This window comes from Prosthecobacter fusiformis (genome assembly GCF_004364345.1).
Classification (GTDB): domain Bacteria; phylum Verrucomicrobiota; class Verrucomicrobiia; order Verrucomicrobiales; family Verrucomicrobiaceae; genus Prosthecobacter; species Prosthecobacter fusiformis.
This window is the reverse complement of the sequence record NZ_SOCA01000002.1, coordinates 222876-243657: the sequence shown is the minus strand read 5'-3', so window position 1 is coordinate 243657 and position 20782 is coordinate 222876. Positions and strand designations below refer to the sequence as shown.

Below are 20782 nucleotides of genomic sequence, written 5' to 3'. Positions count from 1 at the left end.
GGAGACGGGTAATGCAGACTTTTAATTTTAATGAAAGAAGCCACAAAAGTTGGCCTGCTAGCTGCTTAATTCTTTATTCGAAGCGCGAGCTTCACCACAACGAGCTGGACTGTCACTTCATGGTTGGGGACAGCCCGGTCAATTAAGGCCCGGTGGGATTTTGGTTGGGTCCCACCGGGCCGCTTTTGAAAAAAAAGCGGTCCGGCTGCATTAGGGTCGCCGTTCACTTGAGTTGAAAATGAAGCAAGCCATGAACAAGGCTTGACGCTTTCCTGGGGAGCGGTTCCAATGGCGGCTCACACCATGAGCGAAGCTTTTCCAGACATTCAAAAAATCCAGTACGAGGGCCCCAAGTCCAAGAACCCGCTGTCCTTTAAACATTACAATGCGGACGAGGTGATCGCCGGCAAGAAGATGCGGGACCATTTCCGCTTTGGCGTGGCTTACTGGCATGCCATGCGCAACACGCTGGCGGATCCCTTTGGAGCAGGCACGGCGCAGCGGCCTTGGGATGATGGGACGAACTCGGTGGCCAATGCGCAGCGGCGCGTGTGGGCGTGCTTTGAATTCATGGACAAGCTGGGCGTGGATTATTACTGCTTCCATGATCGCGATGTGGCTCCAGAGGGGGAAACCCTGGCGGAGAGCAATGCGAATCTGGATGCTGTGGCGGATGAACTGGAGAAGGCCCAGAAGGCGACGGGCAAAAAGCTTCTTTGGGGTACAGCCTGCCTCTTTGCTCATCCTCGGTATAACCAGGGCGCGGCGACGAGCCCCAATGCGAGTGTGTATGCCTATGCGGCAGCCCAGGTGAAAAAGGCCATTGAGGTGACCCACCGTCTGGGTGGTGAAGGGTATACCTTCTGGGGTGGCCGTGAAGGCTATGCCTCCCTATGGAATACGGATATGAAGAGGGAGCTGGACCACCTGGCGAAGTTTCTGCACATGGCCGTGGCGTATAAAAAAGAGATCGGTTTCAAGGGACCGTTTTATATTGAGCCGAAACCACGTGAGCCGTCCACGCACCAGTATGATAGCGATGCGGCAGCCTGTCTGAACTTCCTGCGCGAGCATGGGCTGATGGAGCATTTCAAGCTGAACCTGGAAACGAACCATGCCACACTGGCCGGGCATACGATGTGGCATGAGATGGAGGTGGCCGTGGCTGCGGGAGCACTGGGCTCTGTGGATGCGAATACCGGGGATGAACTGATCGGCTGGGATACGGACCAGTTCCCGACGGATATTTATATGACCACGCAGATGATGCTGGTGATGCTGAAGAGCGGTGGCTTCACCACGGGTGGACTTAACTTTGATGCCAAGGTACGCCGTGAATCTTTCGAGCCGGTGGATCTATTCCATGCACACATCGGCGGTATGGATGCCTTCGCCCGTGGCCTTAAAATCGCAGCAGCGATCATTGAAGACGGCCGTCTGGATGCCTTCAAAAAAGCACGTTACAGCACCTTTGATCAGGGCATCGGCGCAAAGATCGAAGCAGGCACAGCAAGCTTTGCAGAGCTGGAGGCTTATACGCTGGAGAATGGCGAGCCGATGATCGGCAGCGGTCGCCAGGAGATGCTGGAGAACCTGGTGAACGATTTTATCTGACTGCCTAACAAGTGATACTCAAGACGTCGGGGATGAAAGTCCCCGGCGTCCGGGTTTCTGAAGAAGGTCATTGCGGTTTATCGGCTTCAGCTGTCAATGGAGCCGGATTGCTCATTAGAGCATTCGAGTTGATGTGCCATCCGAGCAAAGATGCTTTACCGTCCTCAATGCGATAGGTGAAGGTTTCGGTTCCTTGTCCGTGCTCAAACACGGTTGCGTAGCTAAGAACAACGGTGGTTTTGAGGTTGTATGAATTGGCCTTCCAGCCTTTTCTGTCGGATGACTTCACGGTTCCCAATTTTTCGCGAACGGCTTTGATAAAAGCGACCAGCTCTTGTTTGGATTGGGCAGCTTTTAAATCAGGATGAGAAGTATCGTAAATCTTTTCATAATCCTGGGAATCGAACAGCCCATGGAATTCGACGGCTGCCTTTTCAGCCTCGGCAGTGCTCTTGATCGGATTGCAGCCGATCAGCAGAATGGATGCTAAGAGGGTTGCTGCGACAGAAATGATATTCATGCGTTTGAGCTAACGCTAAAACTTGTCAGCACGCAAGACTGGTGAATTCCTGGTTTCATCAAGCGGTGTGGTGAAATCGTATAAGATTCCTTATGGGGTTAACTCGAGGAGGCAGAAGACTTGTCATTATGGGGGGTATAGTCATTTGGTAAATCGAGACGGATCTTGTGCCGCAGGATTGACTCACCGATTTCTCTAGCCCTGGAGGTGCGGACCTGTATGATAAGTTCTTGATTAAAGCCGCGCCGAAAGCCTCGACACGCAAACCGCGGCTCACTAAAGGTGCCGGGGCACTGAAAACGACGCCTGCTATCCAGGGCAGTTTTCCCATTGTGGGTGTGGGGGCCTCAGCCGGGGGATTTGAGGCGTTTCAAGAACTGCTGAAACATCTGCCTGCGGATACGGGCATGGGCTTTGTGCTCGTCCAGCATCTGGACCCGCAGCATGAGAGTGCGCTGGTGCTGCTCCTGCAACGTTGCACGCCGATACCGGTGCTGCAAGTGACCCATGGGATGCAGGTGGAGCGGAATCACATTTACATCATCCCGCCTAATGTGATGATGGAGATCTCCAAAGGCGTGCTGAATCTGACTCCGCGTGGCCGGGTGAGGGGTCCAGCGAGGTCCATCGACTGCTTTTTTGAGTCTTTGGCGGAAGACCAGCGTGAAAATGCTATCGGGGTGGTGCTGTCCGGTACGGCGACAGATGGCACTATGGGCCTGGAATCGGTGAAGGCTGAAGGAGGGCTGACTTTTGCGCAGGATGAAACGGCCAAATACGACTCGATGCCGCACAGTGCCATCGCCGCAGGCTGCGTGGACTTTGTGCTGTCTCCAGAGGCCATAGCGAAGGAGCTGGCGCGCATTGCGAAGCACCCTTTTGTGATGGCAGCCGCCACCGGGCCACAGCCTGGGCGGCTAGCATCTGAGGCGGAGAGGGAGAGCGACCAGAGTGATGATGCAGATACGGCGCTGGCATCCGGCGGACACGGCACTCCACGCACGGACTCACGCCGGGCGCGGACAGAAGCCAGGGATGAGCCAGGCAAGGAAAGCCTGGAAGGCTATGTGAAAATCCTGGGGCTGCTGCGGAAACATTGCGGGGTGGATTTTTCACTCTACAAATCAAGCACGATCCAGCGGCGGGTAGCACGGCGGCTAGTGCTGAACAAGCATGAGACGCTGGCGGCTTACGGGACATTTCTGAATGGCAACACCAAGGAGCTGGATGCTCTCTATTCTGATGTGCTGATCAGTGTGACGAGCTTTTTCCGCAATCCAGAAGCGTTCGAGATTCTCAAGAACAAGGTTTTCCCAAAACTTTTGGCGCAGCCCAAAAGGAATGGTCTCCTGCGCATCTGGGTGCTGGGCTGCTCGACCGGGCAGGAGGCGTATTCGCTGGCCATGACATTTGCTGAGGCAGTCACAGAGAATCCGCATCCAATGAAGTTGCAAATCTTTGCCACGGACCTCAATGAGGCGCTGCTGGACAAGGCACGGGCGGGGCTTTATGCCAAGTCTCTGGCGATGGATATCACGCCTGAAAGACTGAGGCGTTTTTTCACCGAAGAAGAAGGTGGCTACCGGGTGAACAAGGCCCTGCGGGAGCAGGTGGTCTTCGCCCGACAGAATGTGATGAGTGATCCTCCGTTTTCGCGGATGGACCTGATCTCCTGCCGCAATCTGCTGATCTACTTTGAACCAGAGTTGCAGAAAAAGATCTTTCCCGCATTTCATTATGCGCTGAAGCCGGAAGGCTATCTGTTTCTGGGGGCTAGCGAGTCCATCGGTCAGTTCACGGATCTGTTCACGGCCGCTGACAAAAAACAGAAGATCTTTATCCGGAAATCGGCGACGACTCCGTCCTTCCATTCTCCGCAGCCCAAGGAGCCCGCAGCACAACGTCAAGGCCAACGCAGCCTGGCTGAAGGGCAGTTCGCGCATGCTCCAGGTGGCGAATTCAATGCCCAGCGGGAGGCGGACCGAATCTCGGTAAGCCTGTTTGCGCCACCGGGGGTGCTGATCAATGCAGAAGGGCAGATCCTGCAGTTCCGGGGGGCAACAGGAGCCTTTTTGGAACCACCGACGGGCAAGGCCAGCTTTGACCTGCTGAAGATGGCTCCTGAAGGACTGATGCTGCCGCTGCGTGCAGCCATCCAGGTGGCGCGGCGGGACAACACGACGGTCTGCCGGGAAAATGTGCAGATCCGCAAATACGGTGACCAGCGGACTGTGAATCTGCGCGTGATCCCACTGCGAAACCTCAAGGAGCAGTGCCTGCTGGTACTCTTTGAAAATGCTGAGAACGGCCCGGTGGGAAAGGTGAAGCCGCCCACTCCACCTTTCCCCAAGGGGAAGAAAGATGCGGCCAGCCGCATCACGGAACTGGAGCAGGAACTGGCTGAAACGCGGGACTATCTGCTTTCCATCCAGGAGCAAAATGAGTCCGTCACAGACGATTTGCAGGCCTCCAGTGAGGAATTGCAGAGTGCGAATGAAGAGCTGCAAAGCATCAATGAAGAGCTGGAAACCTCCAAGGAGGAGCTGGAATCCACCAATGAAGAGCTGACGACGATCAATGAGGAGCTGGTGCATCGGGACGCTGAACAGAGCCGACTGAATGCGGACCTGAACAACCTGCAAGCCAGCCTGCAAACGGCGATTCTGCTCCTGGGCAGGGATCTTTCGATCCGCCGTTTTTCCGCATCAGCGGAGAAGATATTCAATCTGGTGGCGGCTGATCTGGGGCGGAATTTTGTCAGCCTGAGACATCATCTTAACCTGCCCGGTCTGACTGACATCATCACCGAGGTGATGGAGACCGTTATTCCGCGTGAATTGGAAGTGAAGGATCACGAAGGGTGCTGGTATTCCCTGCATGTGCGTCCCTACATTACGCTGGACAAGAGGATCGACGGCGTGGTGCTGGTGCTCAATGACATTGATGATCTGAAACGCCACCAGCAGCAGATTGTGGCGTCCCGAGACTATGCTGAAGCGATCTTGAGGACGCTGCCGGTGCCTTTCCTAATCCTCCGTGCGGACCTGAGGGTGGACTCCGCCAGCGATGTGTTTTACAAAGCGTTTGATGTGGATGCCAAGGAGAGTGAGGGGCGGCTGATCTATGAACTGGGCAACCGGCAATGGGACATCCCTGATCTGCGCAAGCTGCTGGAGGACATCCTGCCGCAGAAAAACTACTTCAACGGGTATGAGGTAACGCATGAGTTTGAGAGCCTGGGCCGCCGGACGATGCTGCTGAATGCGCGGCAGGTGGATAGCATGGACGGGACGCCGGACCGCATCGTGCTGGCGATCGAGGACATTACGGAACGGACGCAGGCGGAGAAGTCCCTGCGCCGGGCGATGGCTGAGATCGAAAGGTCATCCTGTGCCAAAGATGAATTTCTAGCGGCGCTGAGCCATGAGCTGCGGACGCCGCTGACTCCGGTGCTGATGACGGCAGCCTCCCTGGAAAGTGATACCTGCCTGTCCGAGGATGTGCGCAGCCAGCTAGGTGTGATCCGGCGCAATGTGGAGCTGGAGGCGCGCCTGATCGACGATCTGCTGGACCTGACACGCATCAGTCATGGCAAGTTGAAAATATCCCCGGTGGTTTCAGACATCCATGAGCTGCTGAAGCATACGGCGGAGATCGTCCGCAGTGATGGACAGGGCAAGCAGGTGCGCATCCGTTTCACCCTGGAAGCAGAACACCACCATGTGATGGCGGATCCGGCCAGGCTGCAGCAGGTGTTTTGGAATCTGATCAAGAATGCACTGAAATTCACCCCCACAGGCGGCACCATCACGGTGAATACGCAAACCGATAATGATGGCTCCATCATCGTCTCTGTTGCAGACACGGGCATCGGCATTGCGGGCGATTCACTGACTAGAATCTTCAATGCCTTTGAGCAGATTGAAGCTACAGGGTCACACCATTTTGGCGGGCTGGGGCTGGGCCTGGCGATCTCCAAGGCTATCGTCATGGCACATGGCGGTGAAATTTATGCCGAGAGCCGAGGCGAGGGGCATGGCGCGACTTTCTCCGTGGAAATGGCCTCTGTAAAAGCACCACCCTCTGTGCCCGCAAAGCCGAAAACGCCCGCTCAACCGGACCGTACGCTGCGCCTGCTGGTGGTGGAGGACCATGAGGCGACCCTGGCGGTGCTTTCCCGATTGCTGATACGCCGCGGACACACGGTGACGACGGCGACGAACTCACGCGAAGCGCTGGCCGCGTTTGCGGCGGCGAATTTTGATGCGGTGATCACAGATCTAGGTCTGCCGGATGGCAGCGGCCTGGACCTGATGCGGGAGATCCAGCGGCAGCGGCCAGTTCCAGGCATCGCCCTGAGCGGATACGGGATGGAAGAGGACTTCCGCCAGACGAAGGAGGCAGGGTTCTTTGCCCATCTGGTCAAGCCGGTGAATCTCGACCAGCTAAGGCTGTTGCTGAACCATCTGCCACAAGGGGTGTGACGACTCAGCAGGCACGGGTGTGACCGTTCTCTGCTCCTTAGCCCCTTTGCGGTGAGGCGGGGTGGGTTGGTGATTCGTTTTGGCCGCAGAGGGGCGGAGAGGCAGAGGGGGCAGGAAGAGCAGAGATGGGATTGGGCACGGGGAGTGAATGAGACGGCTTAGCGTCATGGAGTGGTGAAATCGCGGAGGATCGCGCGGCGCGCTGCGACGCAATGAGTGAAGGCGGTGCTGGGGGAGAAACCGCGCCTTAAAAGGCGCGGCTAAAATACGGACACCGCTCTGCAGCTGGGAAAGAGGGATAGGGATGCCGATCAGGCCCAAGAGGACTGAAACTAGGTGCCTTTGCGGTGAGGCGGGCTGGTTTGGTGATTCGTTTTGGCCACAGAGGGGCGGAGAGGCAGAGGGGGCAGGAAGTACAGAGATGGGAGTAGGCTCACAGAAGTATGTGATTGGGGCACGGGGGAGTGAATGAGAGTGAAAGGCGGGGGCGATGGGGCGGGTATTGATTTGACAAGGCTCCCAGGTTTGGGAGCAATGACTCTTCTTCTCATGAAAAAATACAACGTCGGCATCATTGGTTATGGCTGGGCAGCGACTGCCCACATCGAAGCGATCAACGCCAGCAAGCAGGCGCAGGTCACGGCGGTTTACTCCTCCCGCCCGCTGGATGGTGCGGAGCTGAGTGCGAAGCATGGTGGCACGATCACGGCGTATCAGGACCTGGATGCAATGCTGGCCAATCCGGACATCCACATCGTGGACATCACGAGCTATCCAAGCCAGCATCGCAAACAAGCGGTGGCGGCGGCGAATGCGAAGAAGCACATCATTCTGGAAAAGCCGATGGCGAACTCTCTCCAGGAAGTGCGGGAGATCGTGGCGGCGGCGAATGCGAACGGGGTGAAGGGTTGTGTGTGCTTCGAGTGCCGTTTTTCAGGCCAGTTCCAGTCCACCAAGGCGATCCTGGATGAGGGGCTGCTGGGGGAGATCCATTATGGTGAGGTGGATTACTATCATGGCATCGGGCCGTGGTATGGGCAGTTCCGCTGGAACACCGGCAAGAAGGATGGCGGCAGTGCGCTGCTGACGGCGGGCTGCCACGCGCTGGATGCGCTGCTGATGGTGATGCCGGGGGAGGTGGAAAGTGTGACGAGCCTGAGCACGAAATCCAAGAGCACGACCTTCGCCCCGTATGAGTATGACACGACGAGTGTGACGCTGGTGAAATTTAAGAACGGGGCGGTGGGCAAGACGGCGGCGGTGGTGGACTGCCTGCAGCCGTATTACTTCCACACCCATCTGGTGGGCAGTGAGGGCAGCCTGCTGGATAACAAGATCCACTCCAACAAGCTGAAGAGCGACAAGAAGGCCTGGGGCAATCTGTCCATGCACATGCTGGACTCCGGTGATGTGAGCGACCACCCGTATCAGACGCAGTTTCAGGTGTTCTTCGATGCGCTGGATGAGGGCCAGGACATGGCGCTGACGAGCTTTAACGAATCCCTGCGGACCTTTGAGGTGATCTTTGCCTCCGACCGCAGTGCGGAACTGGGTGGGAAGCCGGTGACGATCGCGGAGCTGGGGTGAGGGATTTGATCTGAAGAGAAGCATGAAAGGCCATGGCTCCCACCCGGGCCTTTCTTTTTGAGTGGCATATCCAGACACAAAAAACCCGCGCAGAGCATGCGCGGGTTTTTAGAAATATGAGCTGAGAAGCGAAGCTTATTCAGCGGTCTTTTCTTCAGCAGCAGGAGCGGCTTCCTCAGTGGCAGGAGCGGTCTCTTCAGCGGCTGGAGCAGCTTCTTCGGTTGCCACTTCGGCAGCAGGAGCAGCAGCTTCTTCGACCACCGGTGTGACCACTTCAGGAGCGGCGGCGGTGGTTTCCACGATTTCAGCGGCGGGGGCAGCCTTGGCCTTGGCAGGTGCTTTATCCTTCTTGGGGGCAGCAGCCTTCTTCACAGTCTTCTTGGCGGCCTTGGGCTCACGGACGATGGACTTGCGGCTCAGACCGGACTTCACAAGAGCTTTCTTGCGAGCGGCATAGAGTTTACGACGGCGACGTTTGACGATTTTGTTGAGTTGCTGGCCCATGGTGGCTGGTATTGGAATGCTAAAAGCGGGGGCGGAGAGTGACACCATCACAGGGGGAATCAAGCCCGAATGTCACTCTAAACGCTGAGAACGGTCACAGAAACCGTTTTAAGGCTGTACTTTCGGCTCTTCAGCGGGTGCGGGAGGCGGTGGAGGGGACGATTCGGCCGGTTCGGCTGCGGCCTGCTGGGTGGGAGGAACGCGGAAAAGTTTTCCACTGTAAGGGTCTTTGACGGCTTCCCCTGCGGCCATGCCGGTGACATCGACCAGCTGCTGCTGAGTGGCGAATGGACTATTCACCATGCCGGGGCGACCGGGGACCGGGGTGCCGTAAGGCAGGGAATCCATGGAAGGAGCCGGGGCGGATGCTGGAGGCGGCTTGGGACTGCTGCGAGGTGTGGATGATGCGGTTTTAGACGGCTCCAGAAGAATCTTGGATTCCGGTGCGGGTGCGGGCTTGGGCCGTGAGTAACGCTGGGGCTCTGGCCGTGGGCGTGTGCGATAAGGAACGGTGGAAGTGGAGGCTAAGTAACGGCTTTGATGATAACCGGGGCGGTAGGGTACCTGGGAACTGCGGGCCGGGACGAAGGGCCGACCATTGGACGTGAGATAGCGGCTGGGCAGGATGCTGGGATTGTACTCACGATCCATATACGTGAAAAGACCGTCCCGCTGAATGATGCGCCAGGCCTCACGGGGAGGCATTTCGCAACTGGTCATGGCCAGCAGCAGGCAGGTGGCGCATGCCGCCTGGAGGATGCTGGAAGCAGGCTGGATGGGTGTCTTCATGGCAGTGAGATGGATCCGGTGACCGCAGCAGGGGGCCAAGGCGGTGTATAATCACGCCTAAAAGGGGTGCAGGGCAAGCAGGAAGTCACGGACGGGCGGGGCTTACCGGAATGAGCAGAAAGTGGAAATCATCCTTGCAGCGGTATGGCACGTTCTTTTTTAATCCAGCCGTGTCCGAAGTCCCCCCCAGCCCCCGCCAGCTTTTCCACTTGCTCGATACGGGCAGCATCACCCCTGAGCAGTTTCGTGAGTCCATGGCCTTTCATGCGCGGGAGGTGATCGAGGAGATGGAGGAGGATCACCTCAATCCGGCAGCGGCTTTCGTGGAGCAGATGCTCTGCCGACGGGCGGCTGCCAAGCTGCTGAAACATCACGAAGAAACGCTGGTGCGGGAGGTGCTGCTGGCGCTGTCTGAGCTGAGCGATTTTCCACCCGGACGCTGGCTGTGGAATGCGGGGCATCCGCACATCCCGCTGCATACTTTTTTCCGCATCAAAAGGGAGCCTGTATTCCGGATGGTGAGTCTGGATGCTGCACCGCAGGTGGTGACGGTGGTGGTGGAGTATGGGGCGGCGGGCTATACGCAGCCGAAGAAGGAGGAATTTCGCCTGCGCCGGGACCGCCGAAACCAGCTAGGGCTGGAACGGCGGCGAATGATACTGAATTGAGTCCGCGCCACTCAAAGGCGCGGACTCATTTACAACAGGGGCGTGAGGTGGATCAACGAGAGACGTTGCGATCCCCAAAGCAGATGCCGATGCTGCGGCCTGCGCGGATGATTTCGCTATCTGGCTGCACGAGACGGAGCTGGTTGACGGCTTCCTCGATGCTGACATCGCCGACTTGATAATGCTGGTAGCTGACCATGCGGCCGAATTTGCCTTCTTCGATCAAGTGAACGGCTTTGGCTCCGAAACGGACGCCGAGGATGCGGTCCAGGGCGGTGGGTGCGCCACCACGCTGAAGGTGGCCAAGGGTGCAGGCGCGGGTTTCCTTGCCCGTCATGCCTTCGATCTTTTTGGCCACGTAATCGCCGATGCCACCCAGGCGGTCCTCGCCTTTGCCACCGACGTTTTCTTTTTTCAAAAGCTCCCCGGTCTCCATGCGTGCGCCTTCAGCGACGACGACGAGGGTGCTGTGCAGGCCGCGGGCATCGCGCTGGCGGATGGCATCGGCCACGTGCTCCATGTGGAAGGGGATTTCCGGGAGCAGGATGACATCGGCCCCACCTGCCATGCCGCCATAAAGGGCGATCCAGCCGGCGTGGCGGCCCATGACTTCGAGCACGATGACGCGCTTGTGGCTTTCTGCGGTGGTGTGAAGGCGGTCCAGGGCATCCACCACGGCGTGGCAGGCGGAATCAAAGCCAAAGGTCATGGCTGTGGCCTGGATGTCATTATCAATGGTCTTGGGCACGCCGATGACGGGCACGCCCATGTTGTAAAGCTGCAGGCCGGTGGTCAGGGAGCCGTCTCCGCCGACGACGATGAGTGCGCCGATCTCCAAATGACGGAGGGTGTTTTTGGCTTTTTCGACGATTTCCTTGGGGACTTCAGCGACGTTGCCTTCACCGACTTTGGCGACGAAGTGGCCTTTGTTGGTGGTGCCCAGAATGGTGCCACCGAGCTTCATGATCCCGACAGTGCGGCTGGGGTCCAGCATCATGTAATCCCCCGGAGGCAGCAGGCCTTCGAAACCATCGCGGAAGCCGACGACTTCCCAGCCAAGATTATGAGCAGCGCCAACGACGCCGTGGATGACTGCATTGAGACCGGGGCAATCGCCGCCACTGTTGAGGATACCGATTCGCATGTCGTTCGTATGGGTTGGGTGTGAAAAAGTGTGCGCGGTGGACTACGGAGTTGCAGCCAGATTAGTAGTTATTCAAAAGCTGGCGCTTGTCTGTGATGGGACGGCCTGCGGCCAGCCAGCGATCATAGGCGGCCCAGCTTTGCTGAAGCAGCGCGTGGGCTTCAGCAGCGGGGTTGGAAGAACCTATGACGGTGACGACCATGCGGTGACGATAGATGAGACTGGATCCATCCGGCTGCTTGGTGACGGAAGCGGGGCGCTCTGCGGTGACGACGATGCAGCCACCGGAACGGGGAGTAGAGGTGTATTTGATGCCGTCGATGCTGGATACGCCGAGCAGTTCATTGGTGTTGTTTAACGGCAGGCTAAGCTGGCCGGTGGCACGGTAAACGGTGACTTCACGGGAGCGCTGGTTGGTATAAAAACGCAGGGCCGGACGTGAGATGGCATAAAGCCCCAGGCGGGTCATGTCCGCTGCGGTGGAATAGGGCATGGTGCGGGTATTCTCAAACCCGTGAGGATTGGTGAACCGGGTATTGCTTGCACCTTCGCGGGCAGCGAGCTGATTCATCTGACGGACAAATTCATTGAGCGGATCGCCGCCACGCTGAAGCCGCTGAAGGTGATCGCGCCCGACGAAGTCCCCCAGGGTGATGGCGGCGATGTCATCTGCCGTCATGAGGGTGGCATAAATGAGGTCGCGCAGGGTGAGGCGGTCCCCTGGCTGGAGGCCGAGGGTATTGCTACCGGCGACCTGCGGCGCATAGGCAGGGACGGTGGCGAGGATATTGACGCCGGCTTTGGAGGCCTCCGCCCAATCGAGCGTGACCATGGCGGTGGCGATTTTGGCTAGGCCGCCTACGGGGCGCTTCTCATTGGCCTGATTGGCCACGTGAATCTTACGGTTGAAGCTATCTGCCGCCAGGACTGCGGATTGTGCAGAGGCGGTAGCCGGGGCAAAAACCAACCAGATGCTCCCGAGGGAGAGCATGGCAGAGACGCATTTTGAAAGAGGGAGAGGGCGGAAAAAACGCGGCATAGGGCACTTCCTTCTTAGCACCTCATGGACCAGGGGCAACCGGGGATTGCAGCTCCCCTTCCCTGTTTCCGCCCCGTCTATTCTTTGTCTTCAGCCCCGTGAATTCGGGCCAGGCAGTGCTCGGCTACATGGAATGATTCTGCTCCTGCCATTCACGCAACTGGCGAAGCTGCTGTTTGTTAGGCTTGGTCACCATTTCGTGCTCGTGAGGGGTTTCGAGCTCCTTTTGACGGCGGAGCTCGGCAGCTTTTTCGATCCACTCCTGGGGGGTGAGGTTTTCGTAGAATTCCGATACCTGCGGGGCACTGAGTCGGCGTGGGGCAAAGGCGGTCACCCGCAAGCGCAGGCGCAGGTCTCCACGCACCACCTCAATGACGTCCCCTGCCCGCAAATCGCGCGCGGGTTTTACAGGCTGGTCATCGAGGGTGACGTTGCCTTTCGTACAGGCCTGGGTGGCCAGACTGCGGGTTTTAAAGACGCGCACGTGGTGCAGCCATTTATCGGCCCGCTGGGTCTGGACGGCCTCGCTCATGCCTTCTTGACCAAGCGTGCGGCGAAGGCTCCATCCGTCTGCTCTTTGGGCGGGAAGATGAGGCGGCTTTCGATCAATTCCATATCTGGATGAGCCTCCAGGATGGCTTTGATGACGGACTGATTTTCATCCGGATCAATGCTGCAGGTGCTGTAAACCAGGGAACCGCCAGGCTTGAGGAAACGAAGGGCGGAAGCCACAATGCGGCGCTGGGTATCCGCCAGGACGGCGAATTCTTCCTCCTGGAGGCGCCAGCGTACATCAATGCGACGGCGCATGACGCCTGTATTCGAACACGGAACATCCAGAAGGATGCGGTCAAAGAGCAGATCGCCAAACGGTGGGGGCGCATCCCCTAATAAATCGAAGGTGTGGACGTGGGCGATACGGACCTTCAGACGGGTGAGATTTTCACGCAGGCGGGTGAGCCGGGCGGGAGATGAATCGCAGGCAAAGATGCGGCCTTCATTGCACATGATCTCGGCCAGGAGTGCGGTTTTGCCACCCGGGGCAGCGCAAGCATCGAGCACGGTTTCACCCGGTTTCGGTGCCAGCATGCGCGGGGCATGGGCAGTGCTGGGGTCCTGGGCATAACAAAGGCCATGCTTCAGGGCTTCGCGTGGGGCACTTTCGCATTGGTAAAAGCCTTCACCGATATCGGTGAGCTCGGGCATTTTGGACAGTCGGAGGAAGGCTTCTTCGTGAAGGGCATTCAGGCGCACAAACACGGGTGGGGGTTCCTGATTCCACTGGCAGAGGCTTTCGGCCTTGGTCTTGCCCATGATCTTGATCCAGCGGCGGACCATGAATTCTGGGTGCGAATAACGAACGGTCAGCGGCTGAGCCTCGACGAGAGCATGCAGCCTGGCTTCCTCACGCCCAGCACGGCGCAGGACGGCATTGACGAGAGCCCCGGAACGACCGGCAGCAGCGACAGTTTCATTGACGGCGGCATGGGATGGCACGCCCAAAAGCAGGAGCTGGCAGAGGCCGATGCGCAGCAGCCAGCGGGTGCGATGGTCCAGATGCTTTCCATCAGTCATTTGATCCGCCCAGAAGTCCAGCAGGCTGAGATTCCGCAGCGTCGTAAAGACGATATCGTGAAGGAAAGCAGCATTGGGAGGTGAAAGCACGGCACGGCGGACGCGCTCGTCCAGCAGGTCTGTGGCAAAGCGGCCGGATTTTTGCCAGTCGGTCAAGACGTCCAGGGCGTGGTTGCGGACGCTGGTGGCAGGGGAGGATGAATGGATGGTTTTCAGCGGATTCAGAATGGAAGGCTCAGACTTAACAACAGACAGGCAGGCGGTCTATCCACGCTCAGCCACGATGCCGCGGCCAATGCCACGGTATTGGAAGCCAAAATCGCGAACGGCGACAGGATCAAGCAGATTACGACCGTCAAAGATCAAAGGGGTGCGCATGGTACTGCGCAGTGAGGCGAGGTCCGCCGAGGCAAATTCCGGCCATTCGGTGGCGATGATGAGGACCTCCGCATCTGCGGCAGCATCCAGTGCGCTGCTGGCGAAACGAATTTTAGAAGCCATGGGTAACTCAGCCGCTTTTGGCATCGCCTGGGGATCGTAAGCACTGACCAAAGCGCCTTCCGCCACCAAACGCTCCACCAGATTCACGGCGACAGAAGAGCGGACATCGTCGGTATTCGGCTTGAAGCTGAGTCCCCAGACGGCGATTTTTTTATCCTTCAGCACCCAAAGCGCCTCACGAATGGCATCCAGGAAGCGGTCCACCTGCCGGATGTTGATTTTCTGGACTTCTTTGAGCAGGTCAAAGGGAAGGCCTAACTGCTCAGCGATGGCTATGAAGGCGGAAACATCCTTGGGGAAACAAGAGCCGCCATAGCCCAGGCCGGCATTGAGGAAACCGCGACCGATGCGTTTATCCGCGCCGATGCCTTCGGCGACTTTGAGGACATCCGCACCGCTGACTTCGCAAATTTCCGCCAGGGCATTGATGTAGCTGATCTTCAGCGCCAGAAAGCTGTTGGCTGCGTGTTTGATGAGTTCGGCGCTGTTGATATCAGTGACGAGGACGGGAGCGACAAAGGGCTCGTAAATTTTCTGCATCAAGGCGAGCGCCCTGTCGCTGTTTCCGCCGATGACGATGCGGTCAGGCCGCATGAGATCGGCCACGGCACAGCCTTCGCGCAGAAACTCAGGATTGCTGACCACATCAAACTCTGCCCCTGGCTTGGCATGGCGGCGGATGGTGGAGGCCACGCGTTCACCGGTTTTCACGGGGACGGTGCTCTTGTCCACAATGACGCGGTAACTGGAAAGGTACTGGGCGATTTCGCGGGCCACCTTCTCGATGAAACTGAGATCCACGCTGCCATCGGCCTGAGGAGGTGTGGGGACGGCGATAAAGAGCACCTCCCCATGGTCCACGCCTTCCTCGGTCGAAGTGGTGAATTGAAGTCGGCGTGCGGCCACATTTTTTCTCACGAGAGATTCCAGGCCCGGCTCGAAAATGGGGATTTCTCCGGCCTGTAGGGATTTCACCTTGGCCTCGTCGTTATCCACACAAAGCACTTGATGCCCAACCTCGGCAAAACAAGCCCCTGTGGTGAGACCGACGTATCCAGAACCGATGATGGTGAGCTTCATGAAATATAGGAGAAAACGGCGAGGAAATCCGATGATTACCAGCAGTGGCTGCTGCTGTGAATCACCGGGTCCATTATGAGAGCACAACACTGCGCTCAACGCCATTCACTCTCAAGAGCAAAACTGCCCTACTGATTGCCTCCACGGCCAGATGGGTTGGGGTCGATATCCAGCGGCATGCTGAGCTGAGGGAAGTCCTTCAGAGTCAGGGAGAAGAGAATACCGTAATCTGAGAGGCCATTGCGGTTGTCCCGGACCATGGCACCGACTGAAGCCACCCAACTGGAGAGATCCCGCGAGACGCTGTAGCTTTGAAATTCCATCGTGCCGTCATCCATTTCGAAAATGTGGTTCATGGAGAAGCCCCAATTGTCCGTCAAGCGGGCGTAGATGCGGGAGAAGACCAGGCTGGAATCCGCAAAGTAAGGGCTGTCACTCACATACTGGTGACCCAGAGTCAGCTGCATATTACGCCCTGGCATGAATGTCACGCCCTGGTTGAGTTCTGTGAAGCTGCCTTCACCACTTTCGAGCGGCATCTGCCAGTCCATCCAGAAATTCACCCAAGGAACCGGACGGAAGAACAGTTCGTTGTAAAGGTTGGAGAAATTACGGTCGAATTCAGGGTCTTTGAGGAAGACATCCACATACGTATTCAGACCAGCCCAGGTATAAGTCTGCGGCCCTTCGCTCGTAGCGGAGTAAAAGGTGCCGTTCTTGGTGCTGGTATAATCACGCTTCGTCTGCAGGAGGTTGCGCATCCCGATACGAGCGATGTTCCAGGACTGGAGATCATCCACAGCGGTATAAAGAGGGACGTCAATGGAGCGGGGACGGGTGGTGGGGGAAAGACGGTCCACACCACGGAAACCGGTCGCCTGGGAAGCATCCAAGTAGGAGTAATTCAGGTATGGCTGAAGGACGTGACGCAGGCCGTCCAGGCCCCACTCAGGCTTGTAGTAGTCGCTCCAGGTTTTTGTCACTTTAAAGGAGACATCCAGACCTGCATGGAAAAGGGTCTTCGTCTCCGAGGAAAGCTCAGGTGATGCTCCGTCGATATCCGAATAGTGGGTCACACCACCACCCACGCGAGGGACGACATTCAGCCACCCAAACAAAGTCTTGGGGTAGAGGAGTTCCTGGTAAGTGTGGACTCGGGCGAAACCTGCACCTTCAAGCTGTGCCGAGAAGAGATCCACCCCGCGGGCAATATCTCCTGCACCCAAAACTGAGCCAGTGCCAAGGCCGAGGATATCCTGATAACGACGGGTAGAATCCGCACTGAGGACACCGCCCCTGCCTTCTGTGATAAGGCCGGCAAAGTCGCGCTCCTGTTCATCACCAAGTTCATCCTTGAGGATGCCTGCGCTGAATGTGCCCTGATGATAAATGCCGGTGTGCCAAAGCTGGCGGCGGGTCCAGTCGATGGCGAGCTCTGGAAGCTTGGTACCAACGGTATAAAAGTCATTGGCCTGAAACCGGGCCATCAAAGTGGCGAGGTAGGCGGGGTTATTGTGGACGAGGGAGATCTGGTTTTCTGGCTCAGGTGTCTCACGGAAGTCATTGAAGTAAAAGTCTTCGTAGAAGTGGGCATCGGAGACCTTATTGATGTCAAAATCCAGGTACCAGGTGCTCTTTTCAGGTCCAGGCAGATAGATGCGATGCTGGAAATTAATGCGGTAACGGTCCTCACCCACCGGGCCACGGGCCACGCCGGTGCGGTTTTTATCCGGATCCGAGTCTTTCAGATAGTAGAGCTTCAGGTTACCGAAATTGTTGCGGTTCTCTTTGTGGCGAAGAGACAGGAAATCAGCCCCGACACCGACACCGCGTGCTGAGCGCAGGTCCAGGCGATATTTGGCCAGGGTGTGGTCGCCATGGATGACGCCATACTGGGCCAGGAGGAAAGCGCCCCAGCGGCTCTGGAAACCAGGGGTGAAACGGTAGCCCACCTCATCCTCCAAGGGCTGTGAAATGTAGGGAAAGTAAAAGACAGGGGTATTGCCAGCCAGGACGGTGACATTGCGCATGACGATGCGATTCCCGGGATAAATGGTCAGCTTACGGGCACGCAGGCGGAAGTTTGGATTCTGCACGTCATGCGTGGTGAAGTAAGTGTCCTCCCCCTCCACTTTCTGAATCAGTTTAGTCTCGGTCTCAAACTTGGTGGTTTCGTAAAAGAAGTTCCCCATGTCCATGGGCATGGCGCTACGGACGGCATCACCGCTGAGTTCGCCGGAATTGGCATTGTAGATGATGTTGTCACCGCGGTAGGTGGTGCCAGCCTTCCAGATGACGACATTGTCTCTGGCGATGACTTCCCCAGTGGTGGCATTGTAACTGGCCGTGCCGCAGCGAATCTCGACATCGGTGTAGCTAATGCGCACGTCACCGTTGGCAGTGGCCAGGCCTGTTTCAGGGTCATAGGTGGTTTCCAGCCCCTCAATGTTGAGGTTGCTGGTCAGAGAGTCGAGCAGAGCCTGGCCGCGAACGCCAGGAGCGACCATCAGAGCTGCAAAGCCGAGAACGACGCACAGTCGGGAGAATGTCATGATGCCGTAGAGATTGAGAAAAAAGCCAGGAACAGGGAAACTAAACCGGGAACTGATCCAAGCAGGCCATTCAATAGGCCACCGCCTCAAAGGTGACAAGAAAAAGCAGGTGGAAAAATTCCTGCTTATTCTCAATCCTCCCCTTCCCTGCCACCTTGGAGCGCACAAATGCCTCTTTTGGAGGGGGTGGCGACAAAATCCAGGAGGCGCTGTGCAGGCTCAGACCACTCCTTTTCACGCGCTGCGGCGACTGCCTGGGAGAGGTTTCTTCCAGAACTAAAGAGCAGGTGGAACATTTGTTTGATGCTGGCGCGCTGTTCTGAGCTGAAGCCCTGACGCCTGAGACCGATGACATTGAGCCCCATGAGGCGATTGATGCGATGAGCGGCACAGAAGTGGGGGATGTCCTTGCCAAAACCTCCATTCCCCTGAATCACACAGTAATCCCCGATGCGGATGAACTGGTGGAAAACGGCACCGCCACCAATGAAGGTATGGCTGCCCACGGTGATATGACCGGCCAGCAAGCAGGCATTGGCCAGGATGTTTTTATTCCCCAGAACAACGTCATGCGCCAGATGGGCGCTGGCCATGATGAAATTGCCATCGCCTATGCGGGTGAAGCTGCCGGGCTTGCTGCCACGGTGGATGGTGACGTGTTCCCGGATGACATTCGCCTCCCCCAGGATGACGCCGCTCTCTGTTTCAGTCTTGAATCCCAGATCCTGGGGATCTCCGCCGATGATGGCGGCACGTCCGATCACGGTCCCTGCCCCCATTTTAACCTGGCCGACGATCTGGGAATGAGCTTCCAAGCGGCAGCCTGGGCCAATTTCAGCCGGTCCGTCCACAATCACATAGGGACCAATTTCCGCAGTGGAATCAATCTGGGCAGAAGGGTGGATCAGGGCTGTGGGATGGATCATTGGGCTTAGCAATGGCAGAATCCGTGAGAGGAATCAACCGAGCAGAGACAAGGTCCGCTTTTGTTGAGCGCTCTGGAAGGCTGTATCCACGATTTGCTGTCCCAAGCGGCTGATTTGCAGTGTGAGCGGGCCGATCAGTGGAGTGCCCGTTTCCAGCGAATGGATTAAATGCTCCACAGGATTGCGATTCGGAGAGGCGATCACATCCACAGGCACTGCGTAGCCTTCAGGGCGGGTCCGCGTCTGCACCCACAGGGTTTTTTCATAGTCGTAGCAGGAAAGGGTGCCGTCTGTGCCGCGCAGGACGAATCCGCATTTGGGCTGGGGCTGGTGGGTCCAGGGATCTGTAAAGGTGCCCCAGCGGGTTTCGGTTTTGCTAAGTCCAGTCGCATAGCGGATGACCGTGACGCTGTGCTCATCCACCTCCAAGCCACTGGGGTGGTCCCAGGTGCAAGTCACCTCCAGGGGTACCTGACCACTCATGTGCCAGGAGCCGAGGGTGGTGCCATAGCCCATATAATCCAGCAGCGATCCCCCGCCCTGCGCCTGACTGTAAAACCAGCTTTCAGCCTTTTCGGCGGCGGTAGGAATGTGGTCAGCTTTGTCCGCTCCATGAAAAAGAGGGCCACGGTTTCCGCCATGGTGATGAAACTCAACAATCTGGCCAATCAGCCCCTCCTGCACTAAGCGATGAGCGGTCTGCTGCCCTGCATCCCAAACCAGTGGCCAGTTCACCGCCAGGACTTTGCCATGGGGTTTCATGGCAGTGACCATGGCATCCGCCTCGGCCAATGAGGCAGCGAAAGGCTTTTCTATCATGATGTGCGTGCCGAAAGGGGCCACTTTGTGCACCCATTCTCCATGCTTGCTAGCGGCGGGGCACATGATGACGATGTCCGGGCGAGTGAATTCCAGACATGAGCGAAAGTCTGTGAAGACCTGACCGTCATGCAATCCGAACTGCCGTGCCGCCTCGACCATCCGCTGGGGCTGCTCATCACAGATCCCCACGATGTCAGCCAAGGGATGCTCAAAAACCTGACGCAGCAGGTCACCCATGTGAAAATGTTCAAAATTAATTCCTGCGATGCGCCAGCGTTTCATGGTTCAGTTTCAACAATTTCGGAAGATTACCTCAATTCAAGCCAGCTTCTTTTTCTCAAAAACTGGATGGGTTAGCCACATCAATTCACAAGTTATTCACAATCACTCTGAAGAACTGATCGCAACTCTTTTTGCACCCATTTTTGCAGCCATTCATGAGGCTAGTTTACGACTGGGAAAAGAGACTCAGAGCTGTGGAACATGCAGATCTTCAGAGAGGAACTGCAAGCTGTTACCAGGCACCCTTCCACCTGCATTGGTTAGACTTGCGTCAAACCTCGGAAATAGAAACCTCATAATGTATTGAAAATGAACGTATTACGATACATTATTCGAAGACATATTAACTTCCGCGAAATATTTTTCTACTCTCAGTGTTACAGTGACAGGAATGTGACAATGCTTAAACTGCATTTTAATGCATATTGCACGTCATGTGAGCCTTTGGGAAATTGATCCTGTGATGCATATTTCACGGTAACTTTTGCAACCGAAAAAGGTAGATAAAAATGCTCAAAAAGGGTGGTTGACAGCAGTTTCTTCACAAGGTGCTTTCGCAGTCATTGTCAGACATCCCTGACATAATTTTACAATAATGGAATGAGGATCAAATCTTGGTTTCTTTGTGAAAAAATCAGATTTGCAAGCGGGCGGTCAAGCCAACAAGCTTTCGAAGCCTGGTCGTTCGTCATTCC

15 protein-coding genes are annotated in these 20782 nt (G+C 56.9%); 4 read left to right on the top strand and 11 right to left on the bottom strand.

Annotated elements, in window-relative coordinates; genetic code table 11:
- Positions 1 to 303: 303 nt before the first annotated feature.
- A complete protein-coding gene (gene xylA / locus EI77_RS06945; protein ID WP_133794066.1) occupies positions 304 to 1614 on the top strand; it encodes a xylose isomerase in 1311 nt (436 codons plus the stop codon).
- A 67-nt stretch (positions 1615 to 1681) separates the two neighbouring features.
- Here xylA and EI77_RS06940 read toward each other — a convergent pair whose 3' ends face one another.
- Positions 1682 to 2134 (bottom strand): DUF4019 domain-containing protein, encoded by a 453-nt coding sequence (locus EI77_RS06940; RefSeq protein WP_133794065.1) that lies wholly within the window; start codon positions 2132 to 2134, stop codon positions 1682 to 1684.
- A gap of 230 nt (positions 2135 to 2364) precedes the next feature.
- On the opposite strand from EI77_RS06940, the gene EI77_RS06935 reads away from it, so the two are divergent.
- Both EI77_RS06935 and EI77_RS06930 read left to right on the top strand, forming a co-directional pair.
- Entirely contained in the window at positions 2365 to 6618 is a 4254-nt protein-coding gene (locus tag EI77_RS06935) for a CheR family methyltransferase (protein ID WP_133794064.1), read from the top strand.
- Between the two features lie 534 nt (positions 6619 to 7152).
- Positions 7153 to 8205, top strand: a complete 1053-nt coding sequence (locus EI77_RS06930) for a Gfo/Idh/MocA family protein (RefSeq protein ID WP_243838708.1) — start codon at positions 7153 to 7155, stop codon at positions 8203 to 8205.
- Positions 8206 to 8340: 135 nt separating this feature from the next.
- Here the strand turns inward: EI77_RS06930 and EI77_RS06925 are convergent, their stop codons facing one another.
- Both EI77_RS06925 and EI77_RS06920 read right to left on the bottom strand, forming a co-directional pair.
- A complete protein-coding gene (locus EI77_RS06925; protein WP_133794063.1) occupies positions 8341 to 8757 on the bottom strand; it encodes a hypothetical protein in 417 nt (138 codons plus the stop codon).
- A gap of 60 nt (positions 8758 to 8817) precedes the next feature.
- Positions 8818 to 9498 carry a hypothetical protein gene (locus EI77_RS06920; protein WP_133794062.1) on the bottom strand — a complete coding sequence of 227 codons (681 nt, stop codon included), beginning with the start codon at positions 9496 to 9498 and terminating at the stop codon, positions 8818 to 8820.
- 170 nt (positions 9499 to 9668) lie between these two features.
- On the opposite strand from EI77_RS06920, the gene EI77_RS06915 reads away from it, so the two are divergent.
- On the top strand, positions 9669 to 10166 hold the full coding sequence (locus EI77_RS06915) for a hypothetical protein (RefSeq protein WP_133794061.1): 498 nt from the start codon (positions 9669 to 9671) through the stop codon (positions 10164 to 10166).
- A 52-nt stretch (positions 10167 to 10218) separates the two neighbouring features.
- Here the strand turns inward: EI77_RS06915 and EI77_RS06910 are convergent, their stop codons facing one another.
- The 8 genes from EI77_RS06910 to EI77_RS06875 form a co-directional block, all read right to left on the bottom strand.
- Positions 10219 to 11310, bottom strand: a complete 1092-nt coding sequence (locus EI77_RS06910) for a 6-phosphofructokinase (RefSeq protein ID WP_133794060.1) — start codon at positions 11308 to 11310, stop codon at positions 10219 to 10221.
- 61 nt (positions 11311 to 11371) lie between these two features.
- On the bottom strand, positions 11372 to 12301 hold the full coding sequence (locus EI77_RS06905; RefSeq protein ID WP_166647092.1) for a D-alanyl-D-alanine carboxypeptidase family protein: 930 nt from the start codon (positions 12299 to 12301) through the stop codon (positions 11372 to 11374).
- A 172-nt stretch (positions 12302 to 12473) separates the two neighbouring features.
- A complete protein-coding gene (locus tag EI77_RS06900) occupies positions 12474 to 12881 on the bottom strand; it encodes an RNA-binding S4 domain-containing protein (RefSeq protein WP_133794058.1) in 408 nt (135 codons plus the stop codon).
- Entirely contained in the window at positions 12878 to 14131 is a 1254-nt protein-coding gene (gene rsmB, locus EI77_RS06895; RefSeq protein ID WP_279586902.1) for a 16S rRNA (cytosine(967)-C(5))-methyltransferase RsmB, read from the bottom strand. Before rsmB ends, EI77_RS06900 begins: the two co-directional genes overlap by 4 nt.
- 57 nt (positions 14132 to 14188) lie before the next feature.
- Positions 14189 to 15505 (bottom strand): UDP-glucose dehydrogenase family protein, encoded by a 1317-nt coding sequence (locus tag EI77_RS06890; RefSeq protein WP_133794056.1) that lies wholly within the window; start codon positions 15503 to 15505, stop codon positions 14189 to 14191.
- A 128-nt stretch (positions 15506 to 15633) separates the two neighbouring features.
- Positions 15634 to 18057, bottom strand: coding sequence for an LPS-assembly protein LptD (locus tag EI77_RS06885; protein WP_133794055.1), 2424 nt, complete (start codon positions 18055 to 18057; stop codon positions 15634 to 15636).
- Positions 18058 to 18188: 131 nt separating this feature from the next.
- Positions 18189 to 18983: an acyl-ACP--UDP-N-acetylglucosamine O-acyltransferase gene (gene lpxA / locus EI77_RS06880; protein WP_133794054.1), complete on the bottom strand. Its 795-nt coding sequence runs from the start codon at positions 18981 to 18983 to the stop codon at positions 18189 to 18191.
- A 33-nt stretch (positions 18984 to 19016) separates the two neighbouring features.
- A complete protein-coding gene (locus EI77_RS06875; RefSeq protein WP_133794053.1) occupies positions 19017 to 20087 on the bottom strand; it encodes a Gfo/Idh/MocA family protein in 1071 nt (356 codons plus the stop codon).
- Positions 20088 to 20782 lie beyond the last annotated feature (695 nt).